Origin of the sequence: Terrimonas ginsenosidimutans (assembly GCF_022012415.1) — a bacterium.
GTDB classification, from domain to species: domain Bacteria; phylum Bacteroidota; class Bacteroidia; order Chitinophagales; family Chitinophagaceae; genus Terrimonas_A; species Terrimonas_A ginsenosidimutans.
The window spans coordinates 47,891-67,110 of the sequence record NZ_JAKLTR010000014.1; the positions used below are offsets into that span (position 1 = coordinate 47,891).

At 46.8% G+C, this 19,220-nt stretch carries 13 protein-coding genes and 2 tRNA genes; 12 read left to right on the forward strand and 3 right to left on the reverse strand.

The window, feature by feature from the left end; genetic code table 11:
- Positions 1-89 precede the first annotated feature (89 nt).
- Positions 90-163 (reverse strand) — tRNA-Ser (locus tag LZZ85_RS19805).
- 203 nt (positions 164-366) lie between these two features.
- Here LZZ85_RS19805 and LZZ85_RS19810 point away from each other — a divergent pair.
- The 4 genes from LZZ85_RS19810 to LZZ85_RS19825 all read left to right on the forward strand — a co-directional run bounded on the left by LZZ85_RS19810 (position 367) and on the right by LZZ85_RS19825 (position 2,857).
- Positions 367-440, forward strand: a tRNA-Arg gene (locus tag LZZ85_RS19810).
- A gap of 293 nt (positions 441-733) precedes the next feature.
- Positions 734-1,141, forward strand: a complete 408-nt coding sequence (locus LZZ85_RS19815; protein ID WP_237875094.1) for a hypothetical protein — start codon at positions 734-736, stop codon at positions 1,139-1,141.
- A gap of 231 nt (positions 1,142-1,372) precedes the next feature.
- The gene (ung, locus tag LZZ85_RS19820) at positions 1,373-2,050 is read left to right on the forward strand and encodes a uracil-DNA glycosylase (RefSeq protein WP_237875095.1); all 678 of its coding nucleotides are present in this window, start codon (positions 1,373-1,375) and stop codon (positions 2,048-2,050) included.
- Between the two features lie 72 nt (positions 2,051-2,122).
- The gene (locus LZZ85_RS19825; RefSeq protein WP_237875096.1) at positions 2,123-2,857 is read left to right on the forward strand and encodes a lysophospholipid acyltransferase family protein; all 735 of its coding nucleotides are present in this window, start codon (positions 2,123-2,125) and stop codon (positions 2,855-2,857) included.
- 161 nt (positions 2,858-3,018) lie between these two features.
- On the opposite strand, the gene LZZ85_RS19830 is transcribed toward LZZ85_RS19825, so the two are convergent.
- Positions 3,019-5,412 carry a putative LPS assembly protein LptD gene (locus LZZ85_RS19830; protein WP_237875097.1) on the reverse strand — a complete coding sequence of 798 codons (2,394 nt, stop codon included), beginning with the start codon at positions 5,410-5,412 and terminating at the stop codon, positions 3,019-3,021.
- Between the two features lie 415 nt (positions 5,413-5,827).
- Here LZZ85_RS19830 and LZZ85_RS19835 point away from each other — a divergent pair, with 415 nt between their 5' ends.
- The 8 genes from LZZ85_RS19835 (at position 5,828) to LZZ85_RS19870 (ending at position 17,376) form a co-directional block, all read left to right on the forward strand.
- Entirely contained in the window at positions 5,828-6,820 is a 993-nt protein-coding gene (locus LZZ85_RS19835) for an N-acetylmuramoyl-L-alanine amidase family protein (protein WP_237875098.1), read from the forward strand.
- Between the two features lie 317 nt (positions 6,821-7,137).
- Positions 7,138-8,127 carry an MlaD family protein gene (locus LZZ85_RS19840; protein ID WP_237875099.1) on the forward strand — a complete coding sequence of 330 codons (990 nt, stop codon included), beginning with the start codon at positions 7,138-7,140 and terminating at the stop codon, positions 8,125-8,127.
- 132 nt (positions 8,128-8,259) lie between these two features.
- Entirely contained in the window at positions 8,260-9,891 is a 1,632-nt protein-coding gene (locus LZZ85_RS19845; protein ID WP_237875100.1) for an OstA-like protein, read from the forward strand.
- A 323-nt stretch (positions 9,892-10,214) separates the two neighbouring features.
- Positions 10,215-10,694, forward strand: coding sequence for a hypothetical protein (locus LZZ85_RS19850; RefSeq protein WP_237875101.1), 480 nt, complete (start codon positions 10,215-10,217; stop codon positions 10,692-10,694).
- 265 nt (positions 10,695-10,959) lie between these two features.
- Positions 10,960-11,709 carry a DeoR/GlpR family DNA-binding transcription regulator gene (locus LZZ85_RS19855; protein WP_237875102.1) on the forward strand — a complete coding sequence of 250 codons (750 nt, stop codon included), beginning with the start codon at positions 10,960-10,962 and terminating at the stop codon, positions 11,707-11,709.
- A gap of 55 nt (positions 11,710-11,764) precedes the next feature.
- Positions 11,765-14,914, forward strand: a complete 3,150-nt coding sequence (locus LZZ85_RS19860) for a SusC/RagA family TonB-linked outer membrane protein (RefSeq protein WP_237875103.1) — start codon at positions 11,765-11,767, stop codon at positions 14,912-14,914.
- 10 nt (positions 14,915-14,924) lie between these two features.
- Positions 14,925-16,556 carry a SusD/RagB family nutrient-binding outer membrane lipoprotein gene (locus LZZ85_RS19865; RefSeq protein WP_237875104.1) on the forward strand — a complete coding sequence of 544 codons (1,632 nt, stop codon included), beginning with the start codon at positions 14,925-14,927 and terminating at the stop codon, positions 16,554-16,556.
- 28 nt (positions 16,557-16,584) lie between these two features.
- Complete coding sequence (locus LZZ85_RS19870; RefSeq protein WP_237875105.1) at positions 16,585-17,376, forward strand: DUF4397 domain-containing protein; 792 nt, start codon at positions 16,585-16,587, stop codon at positions 17,374-17,376.
- A gap of 193 nt (positions 17,377-17,569) precedes the next feature.
- On the opposite strand, the gene LZZ85_RS19875 is transcribed toward LZZ85_RS19870, so the two are convergent.
- The gene (locus LZZ85_RS19875; protein ID WP_237875106.1) at positions 17,570-19,057 is read right to left on the reverse strand and encodes a nucleoside recognition domain-containing protein; all 1,488 of its coding nucleotides are present in this window, start codon (positions 19,055-19,057) and stop codon (positions 17,570-17,572) included.
- Positions 19,058-19,220: the final 163 nt, after the last annotated feature.

Genomic DNA, 19,220 nt, shown 5'->3' on the forward strand with positions numbered 1-19,220 from the left:
CTGTGGAAAGGTTGGCAGGAGTAAGTAAATGGTGGAAAAGATGTTGAAGAAACAGTTACGGCATGAAGACACCCAAGCCGTCCATCTCCTTGCCCCGGTCGGGTTCAAACCAATGACCTACTGCTCAGTAGGCAGTTGTGGTGTTTAACCAAGCCACAGGACAGGCGCTATTGCCATTCAGGGTCAGGCAAATTCCAAAGCGGGCGTTTAATTTTTCACGAAGGCTCTTACAGGTACTAACATACTGGCTGTAGCACAGGGACAGATGGTTCAAATTCCTGAAAATCTTCATTTTCTGAAAGATTGATACAACTTTTTTTGTAAAAAAAGGCATCCACCCTTATCTTTGCGCCCTGCTTTAAAACCGGCCCGGTAGCTCAGTTGAATAGAGCAACTGCCTTCTAAGCAGTAGGTCATTGGTTTGAATCCAATCCGGGTCACAGGCGAAGTCGAAAGGCTTCGCTTTTTTGTTTGCAGACGTGTTAATTTTGACGGCTGGTCTGTCTTCCCACATGGAATGATCCTCCCCACTGACACTTTCGATCTCAAAAAAAACTCGCCGGTCCGGTGCCAACAGTTGATTCCCTCCGGCTTTCTGCCATTGCCGCTTTGGAAAAATGACTAAATTAAAGTTGATCCTGTCAAATCCCGCATCACTCAAAAATATCCGAGGAACCAAAGCAGTCCGACAGGATGCAGCAAAAAAATCAAACCATACCCAAAATCATAATAAATGAATCGATACATTTCACCAATAAACGCTGTCATCATCTCCATTCTCCTGTTAAACGCCTCGTGCAAAAAAGATCGTGATTTCCCCAATGAAGAAAAGGTAGAGGCAACGTGGAAGGTCCATATGTACCATGGGCACGACATGCCCGGCTTTTATCTGGTGCCAGGAAATGAGACCTTTCATTTTCTACGGGGTACGATGGTACATAAACGAACAAACCCTTTCCCTTTTGATGAAATTCTCCGGTACAGGTTTACAGACAATAACCATATCGAGATCATAAGCACCGGTCCTTCCCGCGCAAGGTCAATTCTCAGGATAGACAGGATCGATGAAACTGAATTCTCCTTTCAAATCACGAATGAGAATAATGAAGTGGACCGGTATGTATGCAACAGGCAATATTGACGGTAAACTGGCTTTATTAAAGGGAAGATGGCCGATCACCGATGACTGATGACCGATGGTGTGTAGAAAATTTGAAAGGAACATCTTTGATTTTATTATCGCCGAAATAAATAAGCTGGAAACTGGTTAACGGGAGTACATTAAAGAGAAGCAGCCCGGTGATACAACCTATTATCATCATACGGCACTCCTCCGGTTTTTGTATCTTTCCGCGCTCAATCAATACCTCACATGGAAGTTAAAATAGAAGCATCATGGAAGCAGGTTCTGAAAGAAGAATTTGACAAGCCGTATTTCCAGAACATTGCCAAACATCTGAAAACAGAAATGACGCAGGGGAAAACGATCTATCCTCCCGGGAGCTATATGTTCAATGCATTCAATACAACGCCATTTGACCAGGTCAAAGTTGTAATACTTGGCCAGGATCCATACCATGGCCCGAAACAGGCGCATGGTCTCTGTTTTTCCGTTCAAAAGGGCGTACCTCCACCTCCATCGCTGATGAATATTTTTAAAGAGTTGCAGGAGGATACGGGTGTGAGAATCCCGCATCATGGTGATCTGACGCAATGGGCAAAGAATGGTGTCTTCCTCCTGAACGCCTCACTTACCGTCCGGGCAGGAGAACCCATGAGTCATGCGAAGATCGGTTGGGCAACCTTCACCGATACTGTCATCAAAAAAATATCCGAACACAAATCAAACGTGGTCTTTCTTCTTTGGGGGAAATTCGCTCAGGAAAAAAGAGTACTGATCGACGAAAACAAACACTGCATCCTGCGGTCAGTGCATCCCTCTCCGCTGTCGGCTTACGGTGGTTTCTTCGGCTGCAAACACTTTTCAAAAGCAAATGAATACCTGATGAGCAAAGGGATCGACCCGGTGAACTGGCAGCTGGAGGATTGACCGCTGGTCCGTGGTCTGTCGACTATCTCATCCGCAGCCCATTCCCTACCTTTGTCACTTCAAAATACACGAATGAAATTTTTCCGGGAAATTGCTGGTCGTATCTGGGCTGTCTGGGGTTTGATAAGTTTTGCTGCAACATTCTTGCTGATCTTCCTGCCATCGATGATCGCTTATCTGTTGCCGGAGCCAAAAGCGACCCATTACTTTATCCGTGTTGCGAAAGTATGGATGGATCTCTGGTTGCTGCTGGTAGGCTGCCCGGTTAAAGTAACCGGCAAAGAGAACTTTCAGAAAGGGAAAAGTTATGTGGTCACCTACAACCACAATTCATTTCTCGATGTTCCGCTTTCCTGCCCATACATACCAGGGGGTAATAAAACCATTGCAAAAAAGTCTTTTGTGAAAGTACCCTTATTCGGATGGTTCTACGCAAAAGGATCCGTACTCGTAGACCGTAATGATGAACGCAGCCGCCGTAAAAGTTATGATGAAATGAAAGCAGTGCTCGCCAAAGGGCTGCATATGTGCATCTACCCGGAAGGCACGCGGAACCGTACCGGTGAACCATTGAAAAAGTTCTATGACGGGGCATTCCGTCTTGCAAAAGATACAGGCCATTCAGTTGTTCCAGCACTGATCTTTAATACCAAAAAAGCATTGCCCGCAGATAAACCTTTCTTCTTCCTCCCCTACAGGCTAAAGATGCACTACCTCCCACCTGTTGACCCTGCGGGATTAACAGCAGAAGAACTAAAAGAGAAAGTGTTCCGGCAAATGAAGGAATATTACCTGGGGAATCAGTAGATGGGCGGGGGAAAAATTAAAAGTTTAATAGTTTAAATGTTTAATAGTTTAATAGTTGGATAGTTTATCTGTTTGGACACATTACCACCTTTCAGTATCTCTTAACTTTAAACTTTTAAACTATTAAACTTTTCACTTCCAACCCCTTCCCCTTAAAACCTTTAGTACGGCGTATAGAAGCTTCTCGTCCTGTTGATCTTGAGATCCTGCAGTAACCCTGATTTTGGACTTATGGTAAAGTTGAAGAAGCGGAACAGACCCACAGGCGTTACATTGATCGCTAACTGCCAGCAATGCATTTCCCGGGAAATAGACATTGTAAATGTCTGCAGCTTTTTTGTTCTGAAATCATAGTACCCGTTTGCACTCAGGTTCCATTTCGGCGTCAGGCTGAAACTTCCATTGAAGTTCGTGCTGGCGCTGGTAATTGTTTCAAAGCCGCTGTAATCCGGTTTTGCCTGTTCTGTGAAATAGAAGGAGAAGGATAAACTGAAGCTCCAGGGTATATTAAAATCGACGAACTCAGCAGGATTCTGCCGCATATAATCCAGCAAGCGCTGACGGTCTGCAGCAAATATGGGGTCATTCATTTGCTTGTCCATCTCCTCTTTTTTCTCTTTGTCTTTCGCAGGATCTTTCGGTTTGCTTTGGAAAGAGGTGGACAGGGAAATACTTCCGGCAGTAATACGCCCCAGGCTTTTGTTTGGTCCCTGCCATGCATAAAGTGTATCGTCTCCGCCGAGCCGGTTTCTCTTATAGGGACTGAAATTAGCGGTGGCGTTGAGGTTGATCTTATCGAACAGGTTATTCCGGAGGTAGAGGGAGATATTTGAAAGCTTATGTGTTTTGGCCAGCAGATTGTATGATCCGTTGAAACCAAATCCTTCGATCAGCCGGAGTTTTTTGTACTCGCCGGTTGAATCATTTTTCGGTTTGTAACGCATCTCCAGGTTATTGTCGAGGCCAAAAGTGATGCTTCCGCTCGTAATATTACCATAGCCGCCATACATCCCACCCTGAAGTTTTGAATATGTGAGCGAATCACCCGCAGCATTTACGCGGATCGTATCATAATATTTACGGGATAATGATGGTGCGTAGCTGAAGCCGATCGTTGGCCGGATGATATGCCTGATCGATTTGTCTTTCTTCAAACGGAATGTTCCGAACAAAGCTGTGTTCATCGATACGCCAAAAGACACCTGGTGATCGAGATAAAATCCTTTGTTGATGGCCGTATCAACTTTCTGTTCGGTATCATTCCAGGTAAGGGTGCGTTGCTGCGCCAGCCAGACCTGTGAGTAAGAGATCGACGGCGACAGGATGATCGCGCCACCCATTATAGGCGGCAGTGAAAGAGTGATCGGAATATTATGCTGTGCACCCCATTGTACAGTATCAAGGAACCTGTTCAGCGTAAACGCAGTATCATAGAACGAAGCCTGGTTTCTGAATGTACCGTTATAACCGATCCCCAATTGCTCGTACCAGCGTTTGCTTCCCGCAAACTCTTTCCGCTGGAATGGATAGAGCGTGGACACCGAGAAGCCTACATCCGGCAGGCTAAGGTTTACGATGCCCGTCTGGTTATTCTGGTTATGGTTGGCACTAACTGTCAGGTTATACGGTTTATCCACCCAGGTTTTGGAATACGTGATGGATGAACTCAGCTGGTTCTGGAAGTTCAGGTTTGCGTTGTTCGGAACGTTCCTGTTATACGTGGTGGAGCTGGCATTCACGTTTGCAGAGAACGAAGTACCCGGCCTGGCCCTTGCATCGGCAGAGTGGCTCCAGGTAAGCGTATAGCTGTTATTGGAATAGTAATCGGGATCTCCTTTGAAATTACGCTTTGTGCGTTGCAGGCCAAAGTTCAGTGAACCGCGGTAACGATAACGTTTTTGATACGTCGGGTTGAAGTTTGCCGACCAGCTACCATAAGAGTACACGTTGCCATAGAGTTTTGCATCCCAGTAATCATTCACTACGTGGTAATAACCGAGACCTTCCAAACCAAGCCCCATCTGATCGTTGGTTGCAAACTGTGGCGGCAATAACCCCGAGTGCCGGTTATTGGAAAGCGGGAAAAACCCGAAGGGGATGTATACGGGTAATGGCACCCCTTCAAATTCCGGGTGTGTTGGCCCCGATACAGCCACTTTATCATTGATCACTTTGATCTTGTTGGCGCGGAAACCAAAGTGAGGCTCATCAAGATTACAGGTGGTGAAGTACCCGCGTTTTACGTAAGTGACCGCGCTGTCTACTTTTTTGACCACTTCTCCGTGTACAAACATTTCCCCCGTTTGGGTAATGGTATTTTTGGTCAGCCCTTTCTGTGTCTTGAAGTTGAATTTGATAGTGTCACTGGTAAAGTTCTGGTCCTTGTCGGAGAACTTTGCATCCGACACAATATTACCTGCGCTATCTTTTGAATGCATTGCCGTAAGGATCTGCGTCTGCTGATCGATCTCGACAGTTGGCGCTTCTAATGTAACAGTTTGGTACTCTGTTTTAGTTTTACCGTGCAGGATAATCTTTTTAGTCTTAATTTTCACCACAGCAGAATCTTCCGCGTAATACTTTATCGGTTCGTCAAAGGAATCTTTAGAAAGTTTTACAGAAAAAGTGTCTGTTTTTTGCGTTACAGAATCGGCGCCGGGCAACAGAGTAGTGTCTGTTGTCGTTATTCCGGTACGTCGTGGTACAGTATCGATGCGCGGGATGGTATCTTTCGCAGGTATTGTGTCCGTGGAGAATGTTAAAGGAGTGTCAAAATACGATGATTCAATGCGTTGTGAGGCCGCTTTCCACGTTAAGGTGAATAAGATAGCAGCCAGGATTGGAACGGTTAAAAAGTATTTTGGACTAAATTTGCGCAGCTGATCCATACGGTTGGCAGCAAATGTAAACCTTTCATCCCTAAACTATTTGTGAAGATTCCAGTCATAAAACAATATTAAAGGAAATGTTATGCTAAAACGAGTTCTGTTAGTCGTTTTCCCGGTATCCCTGATGAGCCTCTTACTGTTTTCGTTTTCAGGAAAACAAAAATTGATAGAGCTTCCCGCTACTGTCCCTGGCCAGAAAGCAACGATCAAAACGCTGATCATTGATCCCGGACATGGAGGCTTTGACCCCGGTGCGCGCGGTCTGATCTCCAATGAAGCCGATGTAAGTCTGTCTGTAGGTCTGAAACTGGGCCGCACGCTTAAAGAAGAATTTCCCGATCTTAATATTATATATACCCGCTCAACTGATATTGGTGCTGGTAATAAGAAAACAAAACAGGACGACCTGTACTACAGGGCAAACCTGGCCAACGAGTCTAATGGAGACCTGTTCATCTCTATTCACTGCAACTCTTCCGGCAAAAAAGCCGGCGGCTGGTATGAAAAAGTGGTGACGGGTAAAACACCCGTTAAGAAAACCGTCGGTAAAGGCAAAAAGAAAAGGACCGTTACTTCTTATAAGTATACTTACGAAACAAGATACAGGGAGAACGAAGCACACGGCACAGAAACCTATATCTGGGCACTGAGCAAGAACGACGCGAAGGTCAACTCTCTCTCCAAGATCGAGTATTATGGTGAGATCGACTCGACCGGTGCGATGGATCTGCACCTCCCCGATCCTTCCGATCCGGCCGAAAAAGCAAGAATGCTCATCTATGCACAGCAATTCTTCCGTAAGAGCCTGAACCTCGCCGATCTTGTTGAAAAAGAATTCGCCGCTTCCGGCCGCGTAAGCCGTGGTGTGAAACAAAGAAACGATACCGGTATCTGGGTTCTGCAGGCCACCGGTATGCCAAGCATCCTTGTTGAGATCGGATTTATTACTAATAAGAACGAAGAAGAATATATCAATAGCGATAAAGGCCAGAAAGAAATTGTTGACAATGTTGTAAGTGCGTTCAGAACGTACAAGCAGAAGGTGGAGTCCAGGACGATCACGACTACGCCGTAGGATCGTTGTCCGTTGACCGTTGTCCGTTGACCGTTGTCCGTTGACCGATGGCCGATGGCCGAAATCAAACAACAAACAGGAATTTTTCAGTTTTTATAGAGCATCTCCCAAGGGAGATGTTTGTTTTTTCGGGAAACGTTGAACTGCGGAGCCTGGCCATCGGTCAACGGTCATCGGTCAACGGTCATCGGTCTCCGATTCCGTTTTTGGCACATTTATAGAAAGTATTACCCAACTGCATCGCTTACACCCCAGCCCCAAACGGTCTTTTAAATAATAAGTGGTAATTTGGCGGCCTGGAAACGTAAACCAACATCATGAAGATCAACAACGAAACTAAAGTCGGGATTTTAACGGTAGTGGCCCTGGGATTATTGATCGCGGGGTTCAATTTTTTGAAGGGAAAGGACATCTTTGACAACAAGACCAAGATCTACGCGATATTCGAACGGGTGGGCGACCTCGCCAAGGCCAATGAAGTGAAGATTAACGGCTTTACCGTCGGAACGGTTTATGACATGCACGAGTTGGATAAAAACCTTTCCGGCATCCGGGTGACGATCAGCCTGACCCGCGATGTGAATATTCCGTCCAACTCCGTAGCCTACATTAAATCATCTTTTGGCGGTCTTTCAGCGGCCACTATCGTGATAGAGAAAGGAAATGCCGCCACTTACCTGAAAGATGAAGACAGCCTTCATACACGCGAAGATGAGGGATTGCTCGGCGGGCTGACCGCTGAAGTATCCCCAACTCTTTCCAGAGTGAGGAATACACTGGACACATTGAATATCCTGCTGTCAAACGTGAACCGCCTGTTTGATACCGATGCAAAGAAAAATCTCCAGGGAACGATCGCCAATCTGAACCATGCCACCCATTCTCTTGACCGGATGCTTGATGCAGATAACGGCGCGCTTTCCAAAACGCTGGCCAACGTAAACTCGATCACCGGCAACCTCAAGAATAATAATGACAGCATCAATGAGATCATCAGCAATACAAAGCGGTTTACCCGCAACCTGTCCGGTATCCAGATCCAGCCGACTATGGACTCGCTGCAGGCCGCGATCACGCAGATGAAGAGTGCTATCAACAAGATCTCCAGCAATGAAGGAACGCTGGGTGCGCTGATCAATGACAAAACCCTTTACAACAAGCTGAATGACGCCGTTCTCAGCGCTGAGATCCTGATGGATGACCTGCGCGTTCACCCCAAACGCTACGTTAATATTTCCATCTTTGGCAAAAAAGACAAAGGCGGTGCCCTAACTTCGCCCGCTATAAAGGACACGGTACCCCGGTAGGCCGCTGACCGATGGTTGGCGACGTGATGGACGAGGGCTTATGCTGAGGCATCCCAATAATCGAACCTCAGGCATGGGCCGTCGAACGCTCTTCGGAGTAACCGTTAACTTAGTACACCCGACCGGCAAACCATGAACCATACGCGGATATTTTTATTCTTTATCTTACTGCTCGCCTGCTTCGGTTTCCAGGGCATGGCCCAGCAGAATGTGCATGTACCTGCCGGACCACCTGCTGCCGGAGATACAACCCAGAAGATCGAGATCCTTAACTACACCAAACGACTTACGTTCCAGACACTGAACGATTCTACCAGGCTGACCATCATCGCCGGCGACGTAAAACTCCGGCAGGGCACTACCCTGTTCTTTTGCGACAGCTGCGTGATGAACAATAACACCAACACATTTGAAGCCTGGGGAAAAGGAAAGCAAGTGCATATTGATGACGATACAACAGATATTTATTCCAATCACCTTCTTTACTACACACAGAAGAAACTCGCATATCTCGACGGTAACGTAAAACTGACAGACGGGAAAGGCACACTCACCACACCCAGTCTCGAATACGATATGGAAACCAATATCGGGATCTATAAGAACGGAGGCAAGGTCGTAAATGAAAAAACGGTACTGACCAGTAAAGAAGGCTGGTACTATGCCGATCTGAGAGATATCTATTTTAAGAAAGACGTAAAGCTGAAGGATCCCGCTTACGATATTACGACAGATTCATTGCTGTATAATACCGAAAGCAAAACGACCCGCTTTATTTCAACCACGGTCATTCACGATACTACTGGTAAAACGATCATCACAAAGGAAGGGTTCTATAATCAGGAAACAAAGCAGGCGGAATTTGGCAGAAGACCGGTCATCTATGATAAGAACATGACCGTCCGGGGAGACAGGATCACCCAGAATGACAGCATACTTACCGTTGAAGGGAATGCGATCGTGGTTGATACCGCACAGGGGCAGACCATCATCGGCGGGGTGATCTACCGCAATAGCAAAACACAGGCGATCCTCGCCACGCGAAAACCACTGATGATCATCAAACAGGAAAAAGATTCCGTGTTCATTGCCGCAGATACACTTTTCTCCGCACGTCTTACTGATAAATTTGGTATCGACTCCATTGTTGTCGATACGCTTAAAGGATTGAAAGCGGCTGCCATGGATCCGAAAGACAGTTCGAACCGTTATTTCGAAGCATATGGAAATGTGCGCATCTTTAATGACTCACTGCAGGCTGTGGGCGATAGCATGTTCTATTCATTCAAAGATTCCATCTTCAGGTTATATAAAGACCCCGTCGTCTGGGCGCAGGAAAACCAGGTAACGGGCGATACGATCTATCTCTATACCGAGAACAAAAAACCGAAGAAAGTAGAAGCGTTTGAGAATGGCTTCATGGTCAACCGGCTGGACAATGAAGTCTATAACCAGATCAAATCAACCCGTATCGATGGATGGTTCATCGACGGCAATATCGATTCTTTACGCGCGAAAGGATTTGCAGAATGTATCTATTATATAACAGATGATGATAGCGCTTACACCGGCATCAATGAATCCCATTCTGATGTGATTGATATCTATTTCGTACAAAAAGAACTGGATAAGGTTGTCTTCCGGAGTTCCGTCAATGGCACCGTTTGGCCGATCAAACAGAAAAGCCCGTCGGAAATGAAATTGAATAATTTCAGATGGCTGGAGAGTAGAAGACCGAAATCGAAGTTTGAAATGTATGAGTGAGAGAGAAGATCGTTGACCGTTGTCCGTTGACCGTTGACCGGATAAAGCGGCAGAAGCAGCACAAAAATTTACCGGGATAAATGGAAAGAGGTTGCCTTCATTTTAAAGGCAGCCTCTTTCCATTTTCCCCCTGTCCGCCTTCTCCGCCAATCAGCGGTGACCACCAACGGACAACGGTGAACGGTCAACGGTGAACGGACAACGGTGAACCGTCAACGGTCAACGGACAACGAATTCCGTTTTACCATTTCCTTAAAACTATTCCCGCCTTTCCCATCGTTATCCATCCGGACACGGATAAATAACCAACAAAAACATCATTCATGAAAAAGCTTATCTCTGCTACGGTAGTAGCGGCCGGACTTCTCTTTGCCCAAATTTCTTATGGCCAGTATAAAACCGCTCTTGGTGTTCGGCTCAGCAACAGCCAGGCGATGGTCAACAATTCGATTACGCTCAAACATTTTCTTACCGATGTCGCCGCAGTGGAAGCGCTCTTCTCCTTTGGAGATCCGCTTGCGATCGGTGCGGTATTACAGATCCATAAACCGCTGAGCGTGGAAGGCCTGCAATGGTTCTATGGCGGAGGCGGCTATCTCGGCTTTGAAAAGGTCTATGACCCCAACCGCAAAGCGAATGATACGGAAACGAATTTCGGCGCGATGGGTTCTCTGGGCCTCGACTACAAATTCGCCAATGCCCCGCTCAATCTTTCTCTCGACTGGAAACCCGAATTGAATCTCTTTAATGATATCACCTTCGAGCCGGCGGCGATCGGGTTGAGCGTGCGCTTCATATTTTAACGCGAATGAACACGAATAGCCGCGAATGAACACGAATGATCACGAATGGCCACGAATCTGCACGAATAGCTTTCGGAATCCGGGGCAGGTTGGAAACAGGAGTTTTTTTCTTCAAACTGCAAAAACGCAGATTTTCGATATTTGAAATGCAATTCGTGCACATTCGCGGCTATTCGTGCGCATTCGTGTAAGTTTTTTTAGGGTTTCTGCGTTTTTATGCGGCATTTCACCGTATATTTAACTTTCTTCAAACACTCTAACTGCTATGCTGAAGAAAGAACGACAGTCGTATATACTGCAGCAAGTAAACCTGCATAACAAGGTCCTTTCTTCGACTTTGAGCGTGGATATACACGTATCGGAGGATACGATCCGTCGGGATCTGCTTGAGCTGGCCGAGGAAGGCAAGCTGATCAAGGTCCATGGAGGTGCACTCTCCCGTTCTTTCAGTCAGGTGCATGTACCGGTTAACGGTGTTTATTCCCAACAGAACAAGATCAGGATCGCGCAGAAAGCGATTGGCCTGATCGAAAATGGCATGTTCGTTCTCACGGGCGGCGGCACCACTATTGTGGAAATGGCGCGCCTGCTCCCCTCCCATTTGAAAGCAACTTTTATTTCCGGTAGCATTGCGGCCATCCTGGAATACATGGATCATCCGAATATTGAGGTCATACTGATCGGAGACAAGATATCCAAGAGTTCCAAGATCACGGTTGGTTCAGAAGCGATCGCCAAGATCAGACAGATCAAGGCTGATATCTGCTTTGTTGGCACCAATGCGATCGACCTTCAACATGGCATTACCGATAACGACTGGGAAGTTGTGCAGCTGAAAAAGGCGATGATCGAAGCTTCCCGTAAAGTAGTGTGCCTGTCCATCGCTGAAAAGATCAATACATTTCAGCCGATCCAAATTTGTCCGCTGGATAAGATCGACATATTGATTACAGAAACGGATGCAGATGACCCGTTGCTGAAACCGTATGCAGATGCCGGCATCCAGATCCTGTGAGAGCTGCTTAGATTCGTTAACTGCTCATTTATTATACTAAAACAACAACACAGCTATGAGAAGAGTTCTCCGGTTGGCAGTGGCCCTTTTGCTGTTCCTGTTCCCGTCAGTATTGATGGCCCAGGAAAGAACGATCACGGGTACTGTCATTTCTGATGACAACAAGACTCCGCTAGCAGGAGTGACTATTTCGGTTAAAGGTACAGAGAGAAGGACTCAAACTGATCTCGCAGGAAATTTCAGCATTCGTGCTTCTGCAACTGAAACTTTGCAATTCAGTTATGTAGGTTATGAGGGATATGAAGTTCGGATTGGAGAATCCAGTACGTTATCTATCAATCTGAAACTTGCTGCCGGGAGCCTTGGTGAAGTGGTCGTAACTGCATATGGGATCCGCCGCGAGAAAAAATCACTGGGTTATTCCACGCAGGTGGTGGCCGGTGAAGATCTCGCAGAGACCCGTCGCGATAACTTCTTCAACTCACTGGCGGGTCGGGTAGCAGGTGCTACGATCACTCCAACTTCAGGGGTTCCGGGTGCGTCTTCGCAGATCGTACTCCGGGGTGCTACGTCAATAGGCGGTAATAACCAGCCGCTGATCGTGGTGGATGGGGTGCCTTTTGACAACCAGAGCTTTCGCCAGGAAGCGTTGATCGGTGGTCAGTCAGTCGCATTTACCAACCGCAACTCTGACTATGGTAACCGTGCAGCGGATATTAATCCTGAGGACATTGAGAACGTAACGATCCTGAAAGGGCCGGAGGCTACAGCATTGTATGGTTCCGACGGTGCATCAGGTGCCATTGTCATTACTACCCGTAAAGGCAAAGGCGGAAGAGCAACCCTTTCCTATGATAACTCTTTTCGTGTGGAAGAGCTTTACCGGTTCCCTGAAATACAGACACAGTATACGATCGGCTCAAACGGGGTGTATGACCCGACTTCCGTTGTAAATCCTTTTTCGATCCTGGGTACGGCCGCCGGTGCCGGGGTAAATGGCGCTTTCGGTCCGAAGATTCCTGAAGGTGCTCCGCGTTATAACAATATCAAGAATTTCTTTCGCAGCGGGTTTACTCAACAGCACAATGTAAATGTCGAATCTGGTAATGATATCACCACTTATCGTCTTTCTGCAGGCTATCTTGATCAAAAAGGTATCGTTCCCAATACAGGATTTGAAAAGCTGACAATGCGTATGACTGGTTCTACCAAGTTTGGTAAGGCGAGGCTCAGCACTTCATTGACGTACGTGAATACAAAAACGGATAAAGCAACAAAAGGTGCGGGCGGGTATGTGTTAACGCTCCTTGCATGGCCTGTTGAAAGTGACATTCGCCGGTTTGAAAATCCAGATGGGACAAAAATACCTATCCGGAATATCACCAACTATACCCTGGAATATGACAACCCGCTCTGGGATGTTAACAAAAACATATCACAGGATAAAGTTGATCGCCTTACAGGCAATGTGAATTTGACGGCTGATATTACAAAATGGCTCAACGTCGCGGCTATTGTTGGTGTGGATTACTATACTCAATCCGGTTACCTCGTAACAAACCCTCTTTCGAGGTTTGGGTTTGCTTCTAACGGATTCTATTCTCTTTATACACAAACAACGCGAAATATCAGCAATACCTACCGGGCAACTGCTACAAAGAATTTTGGTAAATTCTCCAACAGCCTGACTGCCGGTTTTTATTTTGAAGATAACAACACCAAAACAGAAGCACAGAAAGGTGAGCGTTTTTACGAAAGAGATTTTTATGGTATAAACAATACTGATCCACTGTCACGCGATGCCAAGACGACTGTTACGAAGATCCGTAAAGTACGTTTTTTCGGTAACTATGTATTAGGATTCAACAACTACCTGTACCTCTCTCTGGCGGGTAGCCGTGAAGGTGTATCTACCATTACTTCAAGGATCGTTGATAAGGATCCCTTCTTTAACTATGGATCAGGCTCTCTCAGCTTTGCATTCTCCGATGTGCCGGGCGTGAAGGACGCATTGCCATGGCTTAGCTTCGGTAAGGGACGGGTGTCTTATGCGACAACAGGTAAAGGCCCGATCTCCCCATACATCATCGATTACAGATTCACCAACCAGATCACAACAGGCGGAGGATATGCGTATGATGTAACGGGTAACAATTTTAATATCGTTCCTGAGAAAACGAAGAGCTTCGAATATGGAGTGGAACTGGCTGCTTTCAATAACCGGGTAAGACTTGATGTGGCGCGTTACTCGCTTAGAAGCCGTAACCAGATCCTTGCTGCCCGTGCTTCTTACGGAACAGGTTTTGTGATCAAATGGTTCAATGGCGGTGAAGTCGAAAACAAAGGTATCGAGGTGCAGTTAGGTGTAACACCGTTCAAGAACAGCAAGTTCACATGGGAAAGCAATTTCAACTTCGCTCATAACCAGGGAAAGATCGTTTCCATGCCTGTGGATCTCCCCACTTTCTATGATTCCGACACCTGGGTATTCGGAAACCTTCGCTCGCAATACTACAAGGGTGCGAATATCGGCAACATGGGAGCAAACACATTGCGCCGTAACAATGCCGGCCAGGTCCTTATCAGCCCAACCACCGGCATGCCTCTGCGTGATGAGAACTTCGTGACTGTGGGTGACCGGCAGCCTGATTTCACACTTGGCTGGATCAACCGTTTCACATACAAATCGTTCAATCTCTCTTTCAATATTGATTTCCGTAAAGGTGGGGATGTCTTCAACGGCACAGAATACTTCCTGTATCTGACCGGCTACAGCGTACGCACACTCGACAGGGATAATCCGAGAGTGATTGAAGGCGTTCTGGCAGACGGCCTGGAGAATACATCAAATCCAACAAAGAATACCATTGTGATCACTCCTTCTGCAAACTCTGGCTTCTATTCAAGTACGACCACAGCGGTGGAAGAAGATTTTGTGGAAAAGAATATCAAATGGGCCAGATTAAGGGATGTCACTCTTTCGTATGCTCTGCCCAAAAAATGGCTGAGCCGGGTGAAATTCGTGAGAGGCGCATCAGTCTTCTTTACAGGAACAGACCTCTTCATGATCACGAATTATAGCGGTGCTGATCCAAGTGTGAATGCGAATACAGCAGGCAACACCGGCTTTGGTGGCGCAGGCATCGATTTCGGTGCGTTAAGTATTCCACGTGGTTTCAACTTTGGATGTTCAATTCAATTCTAAAAAAAGAGTTATGAAAAAAATAATCTTACCATTTCTATTGGCCATCTCGATCCTTCCCGGCTGTAAGAAATATCTCGATATAAATTCCGACCCGGACACTCCGCAAGAGCCAGATGCTTCATCGGTTTTTCCGGCGATGCTTTCAGCGATTCCCCGCGGCACGCAATATGACGGCCGGTATGTTTCAAAATACATCCAGAATTTTGCGCAGTCCACTTCCGCAAACGCCTGGGATGTCCATAACTTCCAGGGCTACCCTACGGTGACCGATGTGGGGGGCGATATCTGGAGACAATGCTATTTCGGCCTGGGTGCGAACCTCAATTATATCATAGATCGCGGACTGGCAAAAGGTCAGTGGGATTACGTTGGTGCAGGGTATGCATTGAAGGCGCTTATTTTCCAAATGACTGCTGACGAGTATGGTGATATCATATATACAGAAGCATTTAAAGAAAACACTTCTGTATTTAAATATGATCCGCAGGATGTGACTTATCGTGGAGTAGATTCTCTTTGCCGCCTTGCCCTTGATTACCTCGGCCGTTCCGATCTGAGCACTGCAAACAGCCTCTTAAGCAAAGGTGATTTTGTTTATAATGGTGACAGGGATAAATGGATCAAATTAGTGAATGGAGTTCTTGCCATGAATTTTCACCGCCTCACTAACAAAGCGGAGTATACCAGCCGGTTTGCTGATTCTGTCATCAAATACGTTGACCGTTCTTTTATCAACTCCAACGAAGATTTCGTGATCCCGTTTGATGCGTCTAAAAATGATGACAGTAACTTCTATGGTCCCTATCGGGACAACCTGACCACATTCCGCCAAACGAAAATGATCGTTGGTTTGCTGGATGGTTCATTGATGGCAGGCGCCCAGACATTTGCCAACAGGGACCCAAGGATCAGGCATATGCTCTCCGCCTCGAATGATACAACAAACGGCAACGGTGGCTATCGCGGCCTTGAACCGGGGATCGGAGAACCAAACACAGGCAATACGCGGACAGCGGCGCCCTTCGGTGATTCCTTATACGCCAATCCAAGCGCTACACGTTTTGATCCGTCAAGAGGTAAATACCTTTTCCGCGACAAGGTGATCTCTCCTGTCATAACATATTCTCAGTTGCAGTTCACAAAAGCCGAAGCTGCATACCGTAAAAGTGCAACCGCTGACGCATACACAGCTTACATCAACGGGATCAATGGGCATTTTGATTTTATCAACCGCTCAACATTTCCGCGGAGCAATGTCCCCCTGTACAACGTTACCCCGATCTCCGCTGCACAGCGTAGTGCATATATGACGAGTGCGAATGTGGCGCAAAGTGCCGGCGTAGTTACCCTGACGGACATTATGCTGCAAAAATATATTGCTCTGTGGGGATGGAATTTCTTTGAGACCTGGGTTGACATGCGCAGATTTCATTACCTGGACAATGACCCGGTAACCAACACTCCGGTCTATCGTGGCTTTGTAGTACCTGCTGCCCTGCCCGTGATCAATGCAGGAAAGCTGGCCACCAGGATCAGACCGCGTTATAACTCGGAATATGTATGGAACCTGGAAGAGCTGACAAGGATCGGTGCTACAGCTCCCGACTATCATGTAAAAGACATGTGGTTCATGGTGCCTTAATCAATTATTCTATTTTAAAAAGAAGATTATGTCAATATACAGGTTTGGAAAACTAGTCATGGCAGTGGGAATATCCGCACTGCTTGCCGGCTGCGAAAAAAACGCACTCAGCTCCAGCGAGTTTCAATATATCACGCCGCAGGAAGCTCAGGTAAAAGTTATCTTTACATCCTCCTATCAGGCAAACCCGGGCTTTCATATCAAAATAAATGATGCAAGGGTCAGTGGTGTCCTCAACTTTACTTCGGGCAATCCCACACCATTTCCCGGTGGTGGTTTGCAGACAGGAGGAGGCAGTACTTCTGATTATCTTATAGTTCCGGCAAGGGAAAACAAGATCACCATAGCGAGACCCTTTGTGGGAACAGCCAACGATTCAGTGCTGCTGGCGACTTCCACCAATACATTTGAAGCTGGTAAAAAGTATTCTTTGTATTTTACAGATACTGCGGCAAAAACAACCTCTTTACTGGTGGTGGATTCTCTCACTGCGCCAGATTCTGGTTTTGTACGGTATAAGTTCATTAACCTGATGCCAGACCTTCCCGGAGTTGATCTTTATCTGGGTACGCTCAAAGTAGCGGAGAATATTCCTTTTAAAGGGGTAAGTCCTGCTTTTACCATCCCTACCAATAACGCCAGTACAACATGGGCTATACGCTCTGCCGGTAGCGCAACAAACCTTCATACATATGCAAGCGCCGCATCTGTCGCTACGTCCAATCAGCGTGTAATGACTGTCATTGCCCGTGGATACAGTACGATAAGCGCAGCAGCTGATACGAGGAAACGGGCGGTAAGTCTGATCTACAATCAGTAAACGTAGACAGAGAAAAACAAGGTTAGATAAAACAGATTACGTATCTTTTGGGTTCTCAAGCTGATTTACGCAAAACAATAGTCCTTGTCTGCTGCCCCCGACAAAATCGGGGGCAGTTTTTTTTGAGATAAGGTATCAGGAGTTTAGACTTTTGGTGAGCTGATTTAAGCAACTTATTGAACCTTCCCTGGTTCTAAACCGCTCCTCCAAAGAACAGATAACAAAGTATAATCGCCGTAATGATCCCCACCAGGTCTGCGAGCAGCATTGCACCGATAGAATATCGGGTGTTTTTGATGCCTACAGCACCGAAATAAACAGCGATCACATAAAAAGTCGTATCAGAAGAACCCTGCAGGATGGCAGACAAACGTCCCGCAAAGGAATCTGCACCATATGCATTCATGGTGTCGATCATCATTCCGCGGGCACCGCTTCCGCTCAAAGGCTTGATCAGTGCGGTAGGCAGGCCATCTACAAATCTTGTATCCGTTCCAAGTGCGGCAAATACGGTTTTGAGCCCATTGATCAGAACGTCAAAAGTCCCACTGTTGCGGAGAAGACTGATCGCCACAAGCATTCCTACGAGATATGGAATGATCCTTACAGCCACTTCAAATCCGCCTTTTGCTCCTTCTACGAATGCGTCGAAGATGTTGATCTTTTTATACAGGCCACCAAGCACAATGGCGATAAAGATGGTGAGGATAATGCCATTACTCAATGCGCCGGAAAAGAACTGCAGATCCCCGGAGCTGAGGGAAGTAAGATACAGTACCAGCAAAGCGATAACGGCCGAGATACCGAGCACCCACAGCATGATCGTGCGTTGGAAGATGTTGATCTTTTGTTTGAATGAAACGATGAACATAGCCGCCATGGTTGCCACAAATGTGGCGATCATACAGGGAACAAAGATATCGGTCGGGTTTGCAGCAGGGTTCTTCAAAGATGATCTCACCGCGATGATGCTCACCGGGATGAGCGTCAATCCGGAAGCATGCAGGCAAAGGAACATGATTTGCGCATTGGAAGCCCTCTCCTTTTGCGGATTCAGCTCCTGCAGGCTTTCCATGGCTTTGATCCCGAAAGGCGTCGCAGCATTATCCAGTCCGAGCAGGTTCGCGGAAAAATTCATCATCATATGGCCCATTGCCGGGTGGCCATTCGGTACGTCAGGAAATATCCTGGAGAAGAAGGGCCCGATGATCCTCGACATGAACCTGATCCCGCCGGCCTTTTCCGCGATACTCATAAAACCCATGAACAAAGCCATGATCCCTATCAACCCGATACAGATCTCCACCGCACCTTTACAGGTATCGATCACCCCATTTGAAGGCAATAACCGGAATATGCGGTACTGACCATCTGCTGTTCTGAATACTTTGTTGTTATCCCAGACAGCCGTTTTCTCCCGCTGGAGCTGCGTCAATACAGGAGCAGGCAATACTGCCGAGTCAAGCTGACGCACATACACCGTATCAGTGTTCTTACCCGTCACAAGTCTGCTGAAGATCTCCTTCTGCTCCGGCTGAAAAGAGAAGCGGAATGCTGCAACCAATATAGCTATGATAATGAACGCCGACCAGATCCTGCTTAAGGCCATGAAGAAGTGTTTTCGATGAGGACGGAAGGTAGGAAAAGGTTGGGGAAGTTTGGAAGGTTCTAAAGGTTCCATAAGTTTAGGTTCCATAGATCTCAACGGTTCCATAAGTTCATGCCCACGAGGACGCGCCTTAGCATAGCCATCACCTTAAGTATTGACTGGCGTAACGTTTGGTGAGACCAGGACGGGCACGAACCTCCCAAACTTCCCTCTCCCCTCCCCAAACTTCTCTCCC

Coding starts and splice junctions, on each gene's coding strand:
- LZZ85_RS19835 (WP_237875098.1), top strand. CDS start 5,828: ATGCTAAAACGAGTTCTGTTAGTCGTTTTCCCGGTATCCCTGATGAGC.
- LZZ85_RS19825 (WP_237875096.1), top strand. CDS start 2,123: ATGAAATTTTTCCGGGAAATTGCTGGTCGTATCTGGGCTGTCTGGGGT.
- LZZ85_RS19845 (WP_237875100.1), top strand. CDS start 8,260: ATGAACCATACGCGGATATTTTTATTCTTTATCTTACTGCTCGCCTGC.
- LZZ85_RS19815 (WP_237875094.1), top strand. CDS start 734: ATGAATCGATACATTTCACCAATAAACGCTGTCATCATCTCCATTCTC.
- LZZ85_RS19840 (WP_237875099.1), top strand. CDS start 7,138: ATGAAGATCAACAACGAAACTAAAGTCGGGATTTTAACGGTAGTGGCC.
- ung (WP_237875095.1), top strand. CDS start 1,373: ATGGAAGTTAAAATAGAAGCATCATGGAAGCAGGTTCTGAAAGAAGAA.
- LZZ85_RS19870 (WP_237875105.1), top strand. CDS start 16,585: ATGTCAATATACAGGTTTGGAAAACTAGTCATGGCAGTGGGAATATCC.
- LZZ85_RS19860 (WP_237875103.1), top strand. CDS start 11,765: ATGAGAAGAGTTCTCCGGTTGGCAGTGGCCCTTTTGCTGTTCCTGTTC.
- LZZ85_RS19850 (WP_237875101.1), top strand. CDS start 10,215: ATGAAAAAGCTTATCTCTGCTACGGTAGTAGCGGCCGGACTTCTCTTT.
- LZZ85_RS19875 (WP_237875106.1), bottom strand. CDS start 19,057: ATGGAACCTTTAGAACCTTCCAAACTTCCCCAACCTTTTCCTACCTTC.
- LZZ85_RS19855 (WP_237875102.1), top strand. CDS start 10,960: ATGCTGAAGAAAGAACGACAGTCGTATATACTGCAGCAAGTAAACCTG.
- LZZ85_RS19865 (WP_237875104.1), top strand. CDS start 14,925: ATGAAAAAAATAATCTTACCATTTCTATTGGCCATCTCGATCCTTCCC.